Genomic DNA, 16,740 nt, shown 5'->3' with positions numbered 1-16,740 from the left:
CGGGGCGGCGCCAGGGGTGCCTGGGGCGCAGGGGACGCGTGCGGTGCACGGGGGCGCAGACGGTGCACGAGTCGCACAGCGGCGCCAGCGGTGCACGGGTCACATACGGCGCATGGGGCGCACACGCTGTACGAGACGTACGTGGTGTTTGATCCGGCCCGAGGCCCGAGGCCCGAGGCCCGAGGCCCGAAGCCCGTGGCCCGTGGCCCGAAGCCGGAGCCCATGGCCCGTGGCCCGTGGTCATGGAACCGGGCCCGGGGCGGGGCCCGGCCCCTACGGCTATCCTCCGGCCATGAACCGACCTGATCTTGCCCCCACCCCGGCCCCCCCTTCCGTCGCTTCCTCCGTCGCTTCCACCATCGGCTCCTCCGTCGGCTCCTTCGTCGTCAACATCCCCGGCGTACCCGACGCGGAACTGGAACCGGAGCCGCTGGACCCCGCACAGATCATTTCCGGCGAACCGGTGGTCACCGGCAAGGTGCTGTGGGAGTCCCCGGACGGCAAGCAGATACGCGGCATCTGGCAGATCACCCCAGGTGTGGTGACGGACACCGAGGCGAACGAACTGTTCGTCGTCGTCAGCGGCCGAGCCACGATCGAGATCGAGAACGGCCCTGCCCTTGAGGTGGGCCCGGGCGACGCCTGCGTACTGCGCGAAGGCGACCGTACGCGCTGGACGGTGCACGAGACGCTGCGCAAGGCGTACCACATCAGCATGTGAACGCGCCGCGGGCGGAGAGTGCGGGCGCCGCGCGGGTGTGGGGGCCGATCCGAGCGGGGAATGCGACGGGTGGCGGGCTTGTTGTGCCGCACGTAACGCCCGCAGAGCGGGCGGCGCATGCTTGCTTGTCCCCCGCATCGGGGCGGCGAGCGACATGCGGCCTGAGGTACGCGAGGAGGAGACGGCCGTGGCCGAACGCAGCCCCGAGACGAACGTCATCGACTTCCGGGCCGCAGAACACCTGCTGGCGGCCCGCGACCCCCGCGGCGCCGTGCAACTCCTGGACCCTGTCATCGCAGCCCACCCCGAGAACACCGCGGCCCGCCTGCTGCGCGCCCGCGCTTTCTTCCTCGCCGCCCAACTCCGCCCCGCCGAACTGGAATTCCAGATCATCCTGGAGCGCGAGCCGGACAACGCCTTCGCCCACTTCGCCCTGGCCCGCACCCTCCAACGCGCGGGCCGCTCCGACGAGGCCCTACGCCACTTCCGCCTCGCCGCCGCCCTGGACCCGCGCCCGGAATACATCGAAGCCGCCCGCTTTGAACCCCCGACGGGTGCCGAGGAGGCATAACGGGGCGAGGGGAGTTCGGCGCGGGGGAGTTTGGCGTCGGGCAAAGGGGGCGGTTGAGGCGGAGATCGGGGCGGAGGGGGCGGCTTGGTGGCGTCGTAGCGGCGCGGTATGACGAATCGGCGGTCCGCTACGAGGCGACGGTTCTCGTAGCGGCCGTCAACGAGTGGCTGTGACCAGCACATCCGGTCCACGCCTTAGTCGGGAGGCGCCCCGTCGGCGAGCTGGTTGCTGCGGTCGATCTCCGGCATGTGTGTTTCGGCCCAGACCCGCAGGGCGGCAAGCGGTCTTTCGAGGGACAGGCCGAGTTCGGTGAGCCGGTAGTGGACGGCGGGCGGCACGGTGGGTTCCACCCGGCGCGCGACCAGGCCGTCGCGGACCAGGCTCTGCAGGGTGACGGACAGCATCTTCTGCGAGATACCAGGGATGCGGCGCCGCAGTTCCGCGAAGCGGAGCTCGTCCGGAGCCTCCTCGGCCAGCACTTTGACCACCATCGACGTCCACTTGGTGCCGATACGGTCGAGCAACTGGCGGGTCGGGCAGCGCGGATCCAGCAGATCACCCCGCTCACCGGGTCGCCGGCCGGGTTCGCTGGGCCGCAGGCCGGGTTCGCCGGGCCTCGATGTGGTCACTCAGGGCTCACCACCTGAAGGGAAAGTGCCGTCTTGGACGCTCCAGGGTAGTTCCTTAACGTGACCTGGTAACTATTCCTCACCACACACCTGGAGCCTCTCCATGCCCGAGTTGCGGCGCGTCCCCGTCAACGGTGTCGAACTGAACGTCGCCCTCGCCGGATCGGGCCCGGCCGTACTGCTGCTGCACGGTTTCCCGCACACCTGGGAGGTGTGGACGGACGTCATGGCCGACCTGTCCGGCCGCTACCGCGTGATCGCGCCGGACCTGCGCGGCTTCGGTGCGAGCAGCCCAGCCGCCTCCGGGTACGACGCGGGCACCCTGGCCGAGGACGCCGCGGCGCTCCTCACCGCGCTCGGCGTGTCGTCGGCCGCGGTGGTGGGCATCGACGCGGGTACCGCGCCGGCCTTCCTCCTCGCCCTGCGCCGCCCCGGCCTCGTCCGGCGCCTGGTCGTCATGGAGTCCCTTCTGGGCAGGCTGCCCGGTGCCGAGGACTTCCTCGCCGACGGGCCGCCGTGGTGGTTCGGCTTCCATGCTGCCGCGCCCGGCCTTGCCGAGACCGTGTTGGAGGGCCACGAGGCCGCCTACGTCGACTGGTTTCTGCGGGCCGGCACGCTCGGCGACGGGGTGCGCCCCGCCCTCCGGGACGCCTTCGTCCGGGCTTACACCGGCCGCCAGGCGTTGAGCCGCGCCTTCTCGTACTATCGGGCGCTGCCCACGAGCGCGGCGCAGATCGAGCAGGCGGTCGCCGCTGCCCGCCTGACGGTGCCGACGATGGCGTTGGGCGCCCGGCCCGTCGGTGCGGCGCTGGAACGCCAACTCCGCCCGGTCACCGACGACCTCACCGGACACGTGATCGAAGACTGCGGCCACATCATCCCGCTGCACCGCCCGCACGCCCTGCTCACGCTGCTGTATCCCTTCCTGGCCGGTGAGGACGCAAAAGCAGCGTGACCTGGAGGGCCGGGGCCTGACTCGTACCCGCCCTAGGAGGCACTGGCGAAGCCCTGCCGAAGTCCTGCCGAAGCCTTGCCGAACAGGCCACGGTGCGCCTCAGCCTCGATCCTCCTTTCCCCGGTTCCGGTCGTCCGCGTCGTGGCTGCCCGGCGTGTGGCCGTGCCAGCCCAGGTCGGGTGGGCTGCGGGACGGCGGCCCCGCGCCTGAGCCGTGGTCGGGCTCGTACGGGGGTATGTCCTTGCCCGGCTGGTAGTGCGCGCCCTGGTGGATGTGCCGTATCACCACCGCGAGATCCGTCGCGGCAACTGCCGTCACTACGGCACACGCCGCCGCCCACCCGGGCCTGCCGACCAGTGCGAAGGCGACCGTCCCCGCCGCGGCCCACAGCAGCCCCCACAGCGCGAACCCACGGCGCATCTTCAGCGGGCTGCGAGCCTGGAGAGGTTCGTTACCGGTGCGCATCACCACTCACCACCCGCTCTGCTTGCGCGCTGCGGCGAGGTCCGTTTGCCTCGTGCCTCTGCGTCGATATCCATGGCGTTCTCCCTCTCCCAGAGTCCTCCCGATCCGTGGACGCGTCATGTGGTTCCGGGCCGCCCAGTCGTCTGCCAAGTCATCCGCCACCTGTCTCGACTTCGTCGCGGCGCGGTGCATCGCGAGGCCGGCCCGGGCGGGGGTCGCCGGCCGGGTGGCTGTTGATCCAGGACAGGCCGCCGATGTCGAGCCGTATCCGGGCCCGGGTCACGGCGACATATGCCAGGCGCGCTTCCGCCACGTTGACGGGGCCGGGGAGCGGTTCGCCGTCCGCGCCGCGTTCGTCGAGATCGTCGGGGCCCGTGAAGTCGTCCGCGATCCGGACCGTCGGCCACTCCCGGCCTTTGGCCCGGTGCGCCGTCGAAATGGTGACTTCGGCCGCCTCCTCTGCCGACAACCGGTCCAGCGCCCGCAGCAACGACTCCGTACCGTGCTCGGTGACCAACTCGACCAGCGGCTGCAGATCGCGTCCGGACGGGTCGCATTCCGCGTACTCCCGCAACTCCTGCCAGGACTCGAAGAGCATCAGCTCGGGATGCGAGGGGCGACGGCCTGATCTGAGGTCGTGCGCGGACCGGGCCAGCGCGGTCAGCGGCCCGCCGCCGCCCGCCAGCGCGACCCGGCGGCCTCGCTCAAGCTGCCGTATGACCTCGACCATCGCGCCGACGTTGGTCCGGCACAGCACCGCGTCCGGCTGGAGTACCTTTCCCAGCTCCGTGGTCAACGACGGCGAGCCGTCGAGTCTGATCGGGGCGTCGACGATGGCCAGCCAGCGGTTCGCCTCTTCTGCCAGCGCCGGCCCGAAGCGGAAGGACCGGGAGAGGATCAGGCGTCTGCCGTCGAAGGTGCTCATGACGTCGCGTGCTCCGCGCCAGCCGTAGATGGCCTGCGCCGAATCCCCGACCAGCACCAGCTGCGCCCGTTCGCGCTGCGCGGCGAAGACCTGCTCGACCACGGGATTGGTGTCCTGGGCCTCGTCCAAGAGAAGGAAGTCCGCCGGGATTCTCGGCTCGCTCAGCGCCCACATCTTCAGATAGTGATCGTGCTCGAATCGCACGGCGCCCTGCTCGGGGTGCTGGAGGTCCGCCCACGCCTTGCGGGCGAATGGCAGGACGATCTCCGCCAGTTGAGCGTGCGCCACGTCCGACTCGGCCCCGCGCAGCTGTGGCACGTGCTGAGCCGCGAGCTCCGGATCGGCGGACTGGCAGAACCGGGTCACGGTGCGCAGAGCCGAGTACGACAGGGCCCGGCTGCCGACCCGGCGGGCACCGATGCGTACGGTCACGTCCGCGTCGATGCCGAGAGCGGCCCCGACCCGCCAGCCGGCCTGCCGCGGCGCGTTCAGCCGGGACTGGTAGTCCTTGCCGACGGACGCGTAAGCGAGCGCGTGGGCGGTACTGCACGTGACATGGCCGGGGAACCGCTGAGCGGCGTCGCGAGCGATCGCCCGGTTGAACGCGATGTAGCGGCCTTGCCGGCCCGGGCGCCCGCGCGGGGACGCGTGGTGGGCGAGCATGGTGAGTGTGGTGGTCTTGCCCGTGCCGGCTCCGGCCTGGATCACGAGGTGGTCGCCTGCGCGGAAGGCGTCGGTGGCGGCGGTCTGCTCGGCTGTCGGACGGTTCATGACTGCTCCTCGCGTTGTGGCGAATCCGTCACTGTGCGTGACGAGTGATTGGACGGTAGCCCATCGCGAGCCGGCCGTGGGATTTCTCTCGCGGCCTGTGGATAACTTCCGTCCGGCGCTCGTCGGCGAGGGCGTTGTCAGTGCCGTCTGCTTCCATCGATCTCGCACGGTCCGAGCGATCTCGGGCTCGCAAACGGTGCCGCGGGAAGGGGCCCGGAGCTGCTTCGCGAGTGGCGTCGGCGGCTGGCGGAAGGGAGGGGCGTGATGGTGGACGACCGTAAACTCGCAGGTCCGGGGACGGGGCGGACAGAACGTGGCTGCCGGACGGCAGCAGCGGAGGCGGAACGGGCGCTAGGGAAAGGCAGCGACATGGCGGGCAGCAGGGAGGCGGCGGGACGGCGGACACCCGCGGCCGCTCCGCCCGCCGTCACGGGTGCCACAGCGCCCGGCAGCGAGAAGGGAACGGCCAGTCATGCATTCGTCCGCTGCGCCGCGGTCTTTCTGCCCGCCGAGCCGCCCCGGGCCGGTCGGTTCGCGTTCTGGCGACCGGACGGCGGCCCGCTCCCGGCGGAGGGGACCGGCGCGGCGGGAGCGGCCGAGCTGACGGTCGCGCGCCGGCACGGCAACGGGGCCCGCAGTCGTACGGTCCCCGCTGTGCTGCTGCCCGTCGCCGAGGCCGTGCCGTTGCTGGCCCGTGCCCGGCATGACCCGGCTGCCCACCCCGCCGCGGCCTGCTGGGGCGCAGCCGTCCTGCATGCGCTGAACCTGGCCGCACGCGGTCGGCTCCTCCCCGGGCTGACCGCCGAGGACGCCGACGCCTGGCGCGCCGGGCCACTGGACCCCGAGGACATCGCACACCTCCGGGCTGTCGCCGCCGCCATGCCGCCCGAGGCTTACGCCGTCCCGCTCCCCGGTAGCCGCCCCTTGCAAGTCCACGACCCAGCGCACATGGTGCGAGCCCTGGTGGACGCGGTGACGGACGCGCTGCCCCGTACGCCTGCTGCGGCTCACCTGGTCGGGGCCCCGTTCGCAGCGGCAGCGCCGCAGTACTTGCCCGGCGCGCGCGACTGGGCCGCCGAGGTGGCGGCGGGCGTGGACGCCGGGGTGCGTCTGTCGCTGCGATTGGACCTGCCTGCCCACGGGCTCTTCGACATGCGGGACGAGCCTGCAACGGACGGGGAAGGCGAAGGGGAGGGAGAGGGGGCCGTGGGCGACGGTGATGGTCGGGGGCCTGGGCGTGCCAGTGGGGAGCGCAGTGCCGCGGCCGCCGTCCTCCAAGTGCAGAGCCTCACCGATCCCACTCTCATCGCCGACGCCGGCCAGCTGTGGGAGGGCGAAGGCCCTGATCACTTCGGGCCGCGCGCCCGCGTCGACACCTTGCTCGCGCTGCGCCGGGCGGCCCGCGTCTGGCCGCCGCTGGCCCGCTTCCTGGAGCGGCCGGTCCCCGACGTCCTGCCGCTGGCCGAAGAGGAGCTGTACGAACTGCTGGGCGAGGCGGCGCCGCGTCTGGCCGCCGCCGGAATCGCCGTGCACTGGCCGAAGGAGCTGGCCCGCGGCCTGACCGCGGCCGCGGTGCTGCGCCCGGCGCCCGGGTCGGCGGCCGACGGCTTCGGCTTCTTCGACACCGAGAAGCTGCTGCAGTTCCGGTGGCAGGTGGCCCTCGACGGCAAGCCGCTCACAGAGGCGGAGATGGACACCCTGGCGGAGGCCCACCGGCCCGTGGTGCGGCTGCGCGACCAGTGGGTGCTGGTCGATCCGGCGCTCGTCCGCAAGGCCCGCAAGCGCGAGCTGGGCTACCTGGACCCGGTCGACGCCCTCGCCGCGACGCTGAACGGCACCACCGAGGTGGACGGCGAAGAGGTCGAGGTGGTGCCGTTGGGCGCCCTCGCCGCGCTGCGCTCCAGGCTGACCCAGGAGGCACCGGTCCCGCCGCAGCCCGCCGGTCTGCACGCGACCCTGCGCGACTACCAGCTGCGCGGCCTCGCCTGGCTGGACCGGATGACGTCCCTCGGGCTCGGCGGCTGCCTCGCCGACGACATGGGCCTCGGCAAGACCATCACGGTCATCGCCCTCCACCTCCACCAGCGCCCCGCCGCCCCCGTCCTCGTGGTGTGCCCGGCCTCCCTCCTGGGCAACTGGCAGCGGGAGATCGAGCGCTTCGCCCCCGGCGTTCCCGTACGGCGCTTCCACGGCACCGGCCGCAGCCTCGAAGACGTCGACGGCGGCTTCGTGCTGACCACGTACGGCACGATGCGTTCGAGCGCCGCCGCGCTGGCCGCCCGCTCCTGGGCGTGGGTCGTCGCGGACGAAGCACAGCACGTGAAGAACCCGCGCTCCTCCACCGGCAAAGCACTGCGCGGCATCAAGGCCCCGGCCCGTATCGCCCTCACCGGCACTCCCGTCGAGAACAACCTGTCCGAGCTGTGGACCCTCCTCGACTGGACCACTCCCGGCCTCCTCGGCTCCTTGAAGAGCTTCCGTGCCCTGTATGCGCGCGAGGTCGAGGGCGGCGAGGACCCGGAGGCGGCCGAGCGCCTCGCCCGCCTGGTCCGCCCGTTCATCCTGCGCCGCAAGAAGTCCGACCCTGGCATCGCTCCCGAACTGCCGCCCAAGACCGAGACGGACCATCCGGTCGCGCTCGGCCGTGAGCAGGCCGCGCTGTACGAGGCGGTCGTGCGCGAGACCCTGGCCCGTATCGAAGCGGCCGAGGGCATCGCCCGCCGCGGCCTGGTCATGAAGCTGCTGACGGCGCTCAAACAGATCTGCAACCACCCCGCGCAGTACCTCAAGGAGGCGGCGCCCGGTCTGGCGGCGCGCTCCGGCAAGCTGGAGCTGCTCGACGAGCTGCTCGACACGATCCTCGCGGAGGGCGGCGCGACACTGATCTTCACGCAGTACGTGGAAATGGCGCGCCTGCTCGAACAGCACCTCACCGCGCGCGGCATCGGCACCCAACTCCTGCACGGCGGTACGCCCGTGAAGCGGCGCGAGGAGATGGTCGACCGCTTCCAGTCGGGCCAGGCCCCGGTCTTCCTGCTCTCCTTGAAGGCGGCCGGCACCGGTCTCAACCTCACCCGGGCCGGCCATGTCGTCCACTACGACCGGTGGTGGAACCCCGCGGTGGAGGAGCAGGCCACCGACCGGGCGTACCGCATCGGCCAGACCCAGCCCGTCCAGGTCCACCGGCTCATCGCCGAAGGCACCGTCGAGGACAACATCGCCGAACTGCTCACCGCGAAACGCGCCCTCGCGGACGCGGTCCTCTCCGGCGGCGAGACCGCGCTCACCGAACTGACCGACGCCCAGCTCGCCGATCTCGTCTCCCTGAGGAGGGCCGCATGAGCCGCCGCCCGCGCCCCCTTCCCGCGGACACCGGCCGTGGCGCCGCGGACGACCGGCCGGGGACCATGGACCGCTCCGACCGGTCGCGTACGTTCCCGCCGTTGCCGGAGCGTTCCGGCGCCCGGGGGCTGTTCGCCGAGTCGTGGTGGGGGAGCGCCTGGCTGGACGCCCTGGAGACCACGGCCCTGGACAGCGGCCGGCTCGCCCGCGGCCGTACGTACGCACGCGACGGCAACGTCGACACGATCAACATCACCCCCGGGCGCATCGCCGCCTCCGTGCGGGGCAGCAGGCCGCGCCCGTACAACGTGGTGATCCGCCTCCAGGTGCTCTCCGCGGAGGAGTGGACCGTCCTCCTGGACACGATCGCCGCCGAGCCCGCCCAGCTCACCGCCCTCCTGGCCAAGAATCTGCCGCGGGCCGTAGCCGAAGCGGGCGTACGGCTGCTGCCAGGACCGGGCGACCTGGTGCCCCGCTGCTCCTGCCCCGACCACGGAAACCCGTGCAAGCACGCCGCCGCGGTCTGCTTCCAGGTGGCCCGGCTGCTGGACGCCGACCCGTTCGTGCTGCTTCTCATGCGCGGCCGCGGTGAACGCGAACTCTTGGACGAACTGTCGCGCCGCAATGCGACGCTCACCGCCCGGGAATCCCGCGGCGCACGGCCGGGAGCGGCGGTCGGGCCGTTGTCCGGCGCGCGCACCGTACCCAGCGCGGACGCACGGGCGGCGATCGCCGCCACGAAGGCGGCGTCGGCGGAAACGGGCACACCGGGAGGCGCCAAGGCGGCATCGGAGAACGGGCCGGACGGGCGCGCGAAGCCGGCGGAGCGTGTGGTCTCCGCGTCACCGGAGCAGGCGCCAGCCCCGGAGGAACGGCCGCCTCGCGGTGTGCTTGCCCGCATCGCCCTGGCCGACCGGCTGCTGCCGCCCCTCCCGCCGCCCCTGACCCTCCCGGCGCACCCCGGGCACACCCACGCCCTCCCGGAAGCCGACGGCCTGCCTCTGGATGCAGGAGCCCTCGAATTCCTGGCCGCCGACGCGACAGCCCGCGCCCACGCCTACCTCAGCGCCATATCCCCCGCCCCGCCGGCGGCCTCCCGGCAGCCGTACCCGGCCGGGCCGCATGCCGGGCAGGCGTCCGATCCATCCCCGTTCCCCGCGCTCACCCCCTGGCAGGACGGCATCCGGCTGGCGGCCACCGCCCACCCCACCGCGGGCCTGACCGCCACCACCCGCGCGCTCTACCGCGACCTCGCCGCGGCCACCGGACGTACCGTGACGGACGTGGCCCGCGCGGTCGCCGCCTGGCGGCAGGGCGGCCTCGAAGGACTGACCCTGCTCGACACCACCTGGAATCCGCCCGCCGGTGACTTCGACCGCGCCCGCAGCGCCCTGATCGCCGCCGGCCTCCCCGCCCTGAGACCCCGCCACAACCACCTCACCGACCCCGCCCGCGGCGTCCAACTGCGCTTCGGCCACGACAATCGTTGGTACCCCTACGAATCCGACCCCGGTACCGAGGACTGGTGGCCCACCGGCCGCGCCGACGCCGACCCCGTGGGGGCCCTCGGCGCTCTTGTCGGCCAGTGACTAACCTCGGGGCCGTGGAAGGTCTCGACACACTCACCCGGTCCCTCGCGCAGCGCACCCCCGAAGAGCTCGCCGCCCTGCTCACCCGCCACGCGGAACCGCTGTCCCGCCGGCCCGCGCCCACCCGGCTCCGCGAACTGGCCACCGCCCTGTGGTCGTACGAAACCCTCCACCACACCGTCCTCCACCTCGACCACCCCTGCCTCCAGGTCCTGGCCGCCACCGCCCGCATCAGCCAGGACCTGGCCCGGCGTGCCGCCCCCGTGCCCGCGGCCCCCACTGCCGGAGCCGACTACCAGTCCCTGATGGCACACCGGCTCTCCTTCCCTGAGCTGGCCACCGACCCCGTACCGGCGGCAGACGTGTACGAGGCCCTCGGCGCCGCCGCGGCCGGCCCTGCCCGCGATGCCGTCACGGCCGCGCTGCACCGCCTGCGTGAAGACGGCCTCGCCGCGTCCGACGAAGATGGCGCCCTCGTGGTGCCGCCCCGCGCGCCGCAGCTTCTGGCCGCCCATGACCTGGGCCCCTTCCGGCACGCCGCCCCGCGCCTCCCCGTGCCCGAGGCCACCACCGCCGGCCCAGGGGCGGACGCACTCCAGGCCGAATCCCAGGCCGCCGCGACCACCCTCGCCGCCACCCTGGACCGTCTCCTCGCCGCACTCGCCGCCCAGCCGGCGGCCCTCCGGAAGACCGGTGGCCTGGCCCTCCGCGAGATCAAGCGCCTGGCCAAGGCGGCCGGCACGACCGAGGCCCGTACCCGCCTCCTGCTCGACCTCACCCTCGCCGCCGACCTCATCGCGCTGACCCGTACACCCGCCGGCATCACGGCGCTGCCCACCGGCGCGTACGACGACTGGCTGGCCCTGGCCCCCGGCGAGCGGCTGACCCCGGTCCTCACCGCCTGGACCACCCTCTGGTCCATCCCCACGCACACCCCCTTCGGAGAGACCCCCACGGCCCTGGTGCGCGGCGAGGACCGGCACGCGCCGGCCCTGCGGCACGCCCTGCTCGCAGCGCTGTCCACGGCCCCGGCCGATGCCGCTTCCGCCCGGCTCGCGGCCCGTGCGCCGGCCCTGCCCGACACGCCGCGAGTACGGGACCTGCCCGCCGTCCTTGAAGCCGCGGCCTGGCACCGGCCGCTGGCCGTCATCGGCGAACCGCTGGCCGAGGCTCGCGCCGCCCACATCCTCGACGAGGCGGCCTTCCTCGCACTCACCGCGCACGGCACCCTCACGCCCCTCGGACACGCTCTCCTGGCCGCATCTCCCGCGCACCCCGAGATCCTCGACGCCGCCCTTCGCGACCTCCTGCCGCCGCCCGTCCAGCAGGCCCACTTCCAGGCCGACTTGACCGCCGTCGTCACAGGAGCGCCGTCCGCGGCCCTCGCCGACCTGCTGTCCTCGGCCGCCGACCGCGAATCCGAAGGCCACGCCGTGACCTGGCGGTTCACCCCCGCCTCCGTACGCCGTGCCCTCGACGACGGCCGTGATGCCGCCGACCTGCTCGACGACCTCGCCAAGGCGTCGGCTGCCGGGCCCCTGCCGCAGCCCCTCGCCTACCTCGTCAAGGACGCCGCTCGCACACACGGCCAGATGCGCGTCCTGCCCGCCGGCTGCTGCATCCGTTCCGACGACGAGGCCCTGGTCCGCGAACTCGCCGCCCACCGCTCCCTCCAGAAGCTCGGCCTGCGCGTCGTCGCCCCCACCGTCCTGGTCAGCGCGGAGCCGCCCGCCCCGACGCTCGACGCACTCCGCGCCGCCGGCTACGCCCCCGCACTCGAATCCGAGTCCGGCACCGCCTCCGTCGAACGCCGCTCCGGTCACCGCACCCGCCCGAGCACGCCGGCTCCCGTCACCACGCCGCTCGCCCTGGCGCAACGGCTCCTGGCGGTCTGACTGCCGGTGCGGGAGTCGTCACTGTCAGTGGGGGGAAGTAGCGTGGAGGAGTAGGAAATCGACGAGGAAGGTACGGGAGGCGGGAGGGGTGTGACGGTGGCTTCGCCGCCGTCCGGTCACCCTCCGGCTGGGCAAGAGGAGAGAGTTCTCCTTACCGTGACAGCGACGCACGCCGTGCAGCTCGTACGGCTGGGGCAAGGGGGGTTGGATGGACGCGGAGTTGACGGCGCTCGCGACGGCAGGGGCGACGACGCTGGTGCAGCAGATGGTGACCGAAGGGTGGTCACAGGCGCGGGAGCGAGTGGCGGCGTTCTTCTCGCGGCGCCGGGGCGGCGGAGAAGAGGAAGCGCTCGAAGGGGAGCTGGAAGAGTCGCGTACCGAACTGGTGGCCGCGCAGCGCAGCGGTGACGAGGAGGGCGCTGCCGACGTGGCGGCCGAATGGCGGGTGCGGCTGCGGCGGGTGCTGCGGGACGACCCGGCCGCGGCCGAGGAACTGCGGCGGCTGCTGGCGGAGTTGCGGCCCGAAGCGGAGGCCGGGGTCAGTGTGCGCGAGGTGCACAACACCATCAGTGGCGAGGTGCATCAAGGCACGGTGATCCAGGCTGGGGTGATCTCGCGGCTCACCCAGGGCGGCGGCGGGGGCACGGAGGGGCCGGCTCGTGGCTGACACGGGGGCCGGTGCGCCCGCGCCCGGGGCCGCATCGGACGGGCAGGCGGCCGTCGGCGTGCGCAACGACATCAGCGGGACGGTCTACGGATCTGCCGTGCAGGCCCAGACCATCGGCACGCTGACCATCCAGGAGGCCGTTCCGGCGATCGTGCCGGGTGCGCCGGTGCCCCGTACGCTGCCGCCGGGCACCCGCCACTTCGTCGACCGCGACGCCGTGCTGGCCGAGGTGGCGGGGTTACTCGACGAGGCGCTGCCGGACGGTGGCGCCGAAGGCACTGGAGGCGGCGGGGCGCCCCTTGTGGTCGTCCTGTGCGGCCCGGGTGGTGTGGGAAAGACGGCCACCGCGCTGCGCCTGGCCGCGGCGCTGGAGAGCCGCTTCGAAGAGGGCCAGCTGTACGCGCACCTGCGCGGCGCGTCGGCGGCGACGGCGACCGGGCCGTCCGAGGTACTGCTGCGCTTCCTGCGCGACCTCGGTGTGCACCGGGACTTCGTACCGGCGGAGCCGGACGCGCAGGAGAGCGCGTTCCGCAGCGTGACGGCGGGGCGGCGCATCCTGACGGTGCTGGACGACGCGCATTCGGCCGCCCAGGTACGGCCGTTGCTGGCCGCCTCCCCGGCTTCCCTGACGATCGTGACCAGCCGTGCGGACCTGCGCCGCCTGGTGATCGAGTACGGCGCGCACGTCATACGTCTCGGGCCGCTGCCCACCCGGGACGCGGTGGGGCTGCTCGCCCGCCTGGGCGGCGCCGGGCCCGGCGCCGAGGCGGTGGCGCGGCGGTGCGGTGGGATGCCGCTCGCACTGTGCGCGATCGGGGCGCGTGCCGCCGGGGCCGAACAGCCGGACTGGGAACTGCTGGAGCGCGAAATGGCCGTGAGTGACGCGAGCCGTGGGAACGGCCCGGGCGACGACGAGGTGAGCGCGGGCTCCGGCCGGCCGATGCAGGGCGCGATGGACACCGCGTACGGGAACCTGCCGGAGGCCGCGGCCAGGCTGTTCCGGCTCGTGAGCCTGCGGCCGTGGACGCATGTGATACCCGGCGCCGCTGCGGCTGCCGCGGGCGTCACCGAGGACGAGGCGAGAAGCCTGCTCGCCGAACTGGCCGAGGCGCACCTGCTGGAACGTGTGGCCGAACCCGAAGCCGAACCCGAACCCGAAGCCGGGACGGGAGCTGGTGCCCATGCTGCGGACCAGGAGCGTTATCGGTTCCATGACCTCTGGCGGCAGTACGCGGAACGCCGTGCGGCGGCGCAGGACGGTATCGCGGGAGCGGCGGCGGCCGTCCGTAGAACGCTGCTCTGGTACGTACGCGCCGCGGTCGCGGCCGACGTCTGCGTGCTGCCGGGCCGCTGGCACCTGGGACCCGCGTACACGAAGCAGGCAGGCCGGCCTGCCGCATACGAGAACGGCCGCACCGCGCTGACCTGGCTGCGAGCCGAACGGGAAAACCTCGCCGAGGCGGTACGGGCCGCGGTGGACCACGGGCACGACGACCTGGCGTGGCAGCTGTGCGAGGCGATGTGGGGGCTGCACCTGCGGCTCGGATTCCACGAGCAGTGGGTACGCACGCACCTGCTCGGAGTGGAGGCCGCGGTGCGCTGCGCGGAGGAGTGCCCCGAGGCCGAAGGGCGGATGCGCGCTCAGCTCGGCTTCGCGTACCTGGGGCTGGCGGAGTACGCGCAGGCGCAGACGCAGTTCGAAGGGGCGGCCGCCGCCGACCGTCGCGCCGGGCACATACGGGGCGAAGCCACCGCGGTGGAATCCCTGGGCCTGCTGCACCTCAAGCAGGAGCGGTGGGCCGACGCCGCCGAGCGCTTCCGGTCGGCACGGACCCTGGCCCGGCAGGTCGGAGACCCCCGCGCGCTGGCGCTGCTCGAACACCACCTAGGACGGTCGCTCCAGGGCATGGGCCGCCACGAGGAGGCGGTCGAACAGCTGCGGCACGCGCTGGAGTCGGTGCGGGCGCTGCCCGATCCGTACAACGAGGGCCGGGTGCTCATGAGCCTCGGGCGGACGCTGATCGACGCCGGGCGCGTGCGGGAGGCCGACGAGCCGCTCGGCCGGGCGGAGGCCCTCATGGCGGCGGAGAGTTCGGTCGTACAGCAGGCCGACCTCGCGGAGCTGCGTGCCGACCAGGCCCGCCAGGCGGGGGACTTGGCGGGTGAGATCCGGTGTCTACGGGTGGCGCTCGACTTCCACGAGAGGACCGGAGCGCCCCGGACCGGCGCCGTACGGGCGCGGCTCGACCGGCTGCGAGCCGCTCAGGCAGAAGCCGGTCCGGACGGTGGCGTGACGGGAGAGGAGGGGCCCGGAGGGCTTACGGAGGAGGCGTGATCGTGACGTGGAGGCGGTGGCCGGCGTCGCCCGTCACCACGACCAGGCCGTCGAGGAGGGCTTCGACGGGCCTCCCGCTCTCGTACCAGGCGTAGAGGGCCGAGGCGTACGCGGCCGGATCGCACAGGTCGCGGTGGCCGTCCGGGCCGGGCGCCGCGCTGAGCGTGACGAGACGGCCGTCCGGAACGCGGACGACGCAGGCGTCTGGCGCGGTGACGCACGCGGCCATGGCGCAGTGCCGGTGGCGGCGCACGGCGGCCTGCGTCCACGCCGCCGGTTCGGGCTGGGAGTGGTGGAGCACCAGGTCGGCGAGGGACAGCCGGGTCGCGTCCGGTACGTCCTCGTGGACGGCGGTGTGCGCGGAAACCGGGTACGGCTCCGGGTACGGCGCTTCCGGCGGCTCGGGTTCGTGGGAGGTGCCCGCATGGCGGGTGACGGCTATCTCGGGGAGCGCGTCCGGCCGGCGGTCGCGCAGCCGCGTCAGCACCCGGACGGGGGCCAGGACCGGGGACGCGGGCGAAATGGTGGCGGGGCCGTCCCCGTAGGCGGGGGCCGGCAGTCGCGGCAGGTAGGCGGGCGGACGGGGTTCGGAGAGGCCCATGAGGCCGTAGAAGGTGCGCCGGAGCAGCGTGGCCGATGCGCCGGGCGCCGAGCTGGCCAGGGCGGTGAGCTGGGCGTACCGGTCGGGGTGGTGGCCGGCGAAGAGCTTGTCGAGCTGGGGGAGCAGCGGTTCGTACGGGCGCAGTCGCGGCGCCATGCGGCCCAGTTCGGCGACGGGCGACCCCGGGTCGAGGTCCTGCGCGGGAAACGCGCCGAGGAGCACGGGCGTACCGGTCGCGGCCGCGTAGTACGTCACGCTGCCGTGATCCCCGATGACGGCGTCGGCGGCGGCCAGGACCTGCCGCCAAGGCCCCAGCGGAGGCACGAGGGTCAGCCCGGCGTCCTCGGCGTGCCGCAGCCAGGCGCGCACCTGGCCGGGGCCGTGTCCGTGCCAGATGTTCGGATGCAGGACGGCGCAGCGGCGGTAGGTGTCGACGGGGAGTTCGCTGACGAGGCTGTCCAGGAGCCAGGGCAGGATGTCGTTGCCGTCGCCGAACAGGGAGCGCGGCCCCCAGGTGGAGTTGAGGACGACAAGGCGCTGACCGGTGGAGACGCCGAGCGCGCGACGGAACCCTTCACGATGGGGGAGGGCGGCCAGCAGACGGTCGTAGCACGGGTCCCCGGCGAGTACGGCGGTGCGGGCAGCGGGCGGACAGGCGTGGCGGAGACGGACGAGCTGCTCGGGGTGGGACAGCACGGTCGCCTTCGCGATGGGCTTGCCGTCCCACAGCAGCCACTCAGGCGAGAGTCCGAAGACCGGCGCCTGCTCCGGATCAGGCTCGCGCCCCGGCCCCGATCTCGATCCCCGGTGTCCGGTGTCCGGTGTCCGGTGTCCGGTGTCCGGTGTCCGGTGTCCGGTGTCCGGTGTAGGAAGCCTCTTATTGTAGCCAATGCCGTGCGAGAGGACGGCCAACTTCCCTTTAATCAGTTGAAGTTCGCCGCCATAGCTGGCGCTGATCGCCAGGTCGACCGGGGTCTGGACGGCCTGTTCCCAGGGCAGGACGGGCAGCCCGGCGTCCGCCAGCAGTTCCGGTACGCCGTGCAGGTAGGGCGACGACCCCGTGCAGGTGGCGAGGCACTGGACGCGGGGGTCGGCGTCGAACAGGGGGAGAACGTCTAGCAGCCGGGTGGCGGAGGTGACGTTGTGCACCACGAACAGGACCCGCGCGGCTCCGGCCCGGGTCGACCACTGCGGCCCCTCCGGGCCAACCGGCACCCGCAGCCATCGCAGCCTGTCCGCCACCGCTTCCCCCACACGACTCGCCGTTCACCCCT

The 16,740-nt window shown here is 73.4% G+C and carries 12 protein-coding genes; 8 read left to right on the top strand and 4 right to left on the bottom strand.

Features of this window, described 5'->3' with window-relative positions; all coding sequences use genetic code 11:
• The first annotated feature begins 292 nt into the window (after positions 1-292).
• Both ACH4OW_RS24405 and ACH4OW_RS24400 read left to right on the top strand, forming a co-directional pair.
• Positions 293-721, top strand: coding sequence for a cupin domain-containing protein (locus ACH4OW_RS24405; protein WP_398030017.1), 429 nt, complete (start codon positions 293-295; stop codon positions 719-721).
• A 187-nt stretch (positions 722-908) separates the two neighbouring features.
• On the top strand, positions 909-1,292 hold the full coding sequence (locus ACH4OW_RS24400) for a tetratricopeptide repeat protein (protein WP_398030016.1): 384 nt from the start codon (positions 909-911) through the stop codon (positions 1,290-1,292).
• A 194-nt stretch (positions 1,293-1,486) separates the two neighbouring features.
• Here ACH4OW_RS24400 and ACH4OW_RS24395 read toward each other — a convergent pair whose 3' ends face one another.
• Positions 1,487-1,921: a winged helix-turn-helix transcriptional regulator gene (locus ACH4OW_RS24395; RefSeq protein WP_398030015.1), complete on the bottom strand. Its 435-nt coding sequence runs from the start codon at positions 1,919-1,921 to the stop codon at positions 1,487-1,489.
• A 103-nt stretch (positions 1,922-2,024) separates the two neighbouring features.
• Here ACH4OW_RS24395 and ACH4OW_RS24390 point away from each other — a divergent pair, with 103 nt between their 5' ends.
• Complete coding sequence (locus ACH4OW_RS24390; RefSeq protein ID WP_398030014.1) at positions 2,025-2,876, top strand: alpha/beta fold hydrolase; 852 nt, start codon at positions 2,025-2,027, stop codon at positions 2,874-2,876.
• Between the two features lie 99 nt (positions 2,877-2,975).
• On the opposite strand, the gene ACH4OW_RS24385 is transcribed toward ACH4OW_RS24390, so the two are convergent.
• Positions 2,976-3,341 carry a DUF6343 family protein gene (locus ACH4OW_RS24385; protein ID WP_398030013.1) on the bottom strand — a complete coding sequence of 122 codons (366 nt, stop codon included), beginning with the start codon at positions 3,339-3,341 and terminating at the stop codon, positions 2,976-2,978.
• Positions 3,342-3,492: 151 nt separating this feature from the next.
• A complete protein-coding gene (locus ACH4OW_RS24380; protein WP_398030012.1) occupies positions 3,493-5,037 on the bottom strand; it encodes a UvrD-helicase domain-containing protein in 1,545 nt (514 codons plus the stop codon).
• A gap of 369 nt (positions 5,038-5,406) precedes the next feature.
• Between ACH4OW_RS24380 and ACH4OW_RS24375 the strand changes: the two genes are divergently transcribed.
• The 5 genes from ACH4OW_RS24375 (at position 5,407) to ACH4OW_RS24355 (ending at position 14,865) form a co-directional block, all read left to right on the top strand.
• A complete protein-coding gene (locus ACH4OW_RS24375) occupies positions 5,407-8,379 on the top strand; it encodes an SNF2-related protein (protein WP_398030011.1) in 2,973 nt (990 codons plus the stop codon).
• Complete coding sequence (locus ACH4OW_RS24370) at positions 8,376-9,968, top strand: SWIM zinc finger family protein (protein ID WP_398030010.1); 1,593 nt, start codon at positions 8,376-8,378, stop codon at positions 9,966-9,968. Before ACH4OW_RS24375 ends, ACH4OW_RS24370 begins: the two co-directional genes overlap by 4 nt.
• Before the next feature lie 14 nt (positions 9,969-9,982).
• Entirely contained in the window at positions 9,983-11,863 is a 1,881-nt protein-coding gene (locus tag ACH4OW_RS24365) for a helicase-associated domain-containing protein (protein ID WP_398030009.1), read from the top strand.
• Between the two features lie 208 nt (positions 11,864-12,071).
• Complete coding sequence (locus tag ACH4OW_RS24360; RefSeq protein WP_360126673.1) at positions 12,072-12,530, top strand: hypothetical protein; 459 nt, start codon at positions 12,072-12,074, stop codon at positions 12,528-12,530.
• On the top strand, positions 12,523-14,865 hold the full coding sequence (locus ACH4OW_RS24355; protein WP_398030008.1) for a tetratricopeptide repeat protein: 2,343 nt from the start codon (positions 12,523-12,525) through the stop codon (positions 14,863-14,865). The genes ACH4OW_RS24360 and ACH4OW_RS24355 overlap by 8 nt, the downstream gene beginning before the upstream one ends.
• Here ACH4OW_RS24355 and ACH4OW_RS24350 read toward each other — a convergent pair.
• Positions 14,849-16,708, bottom strand: coding sequence for a hypothetical protein (locus ACH4OW_RS24350; RefSeq protein WP_398030007.1), 1,860 nt, complete (start codon positions 16,706-16,708; stop codon positions 14,849-14,851). The genes ACH4OW_RS24355 and ACH4OW_RS24350 overlap by 17 nt on opposite strands.
• Positions 16,709-16,740 lie beyond the last annotated feature (32 nt).

Origin of the sequence: Streptomyces sp. NPDC017056, from assembly GCF_044332485.1 — a bacterium.
Lineage (GTDB): Bacteria > Actinomycetota > Actinomycetes > Streptomycetales > Streptomycetaceae > Streptomyces.
This window is presented reverse-complemented; position numbering and strand designations above follow the sequence as displayed.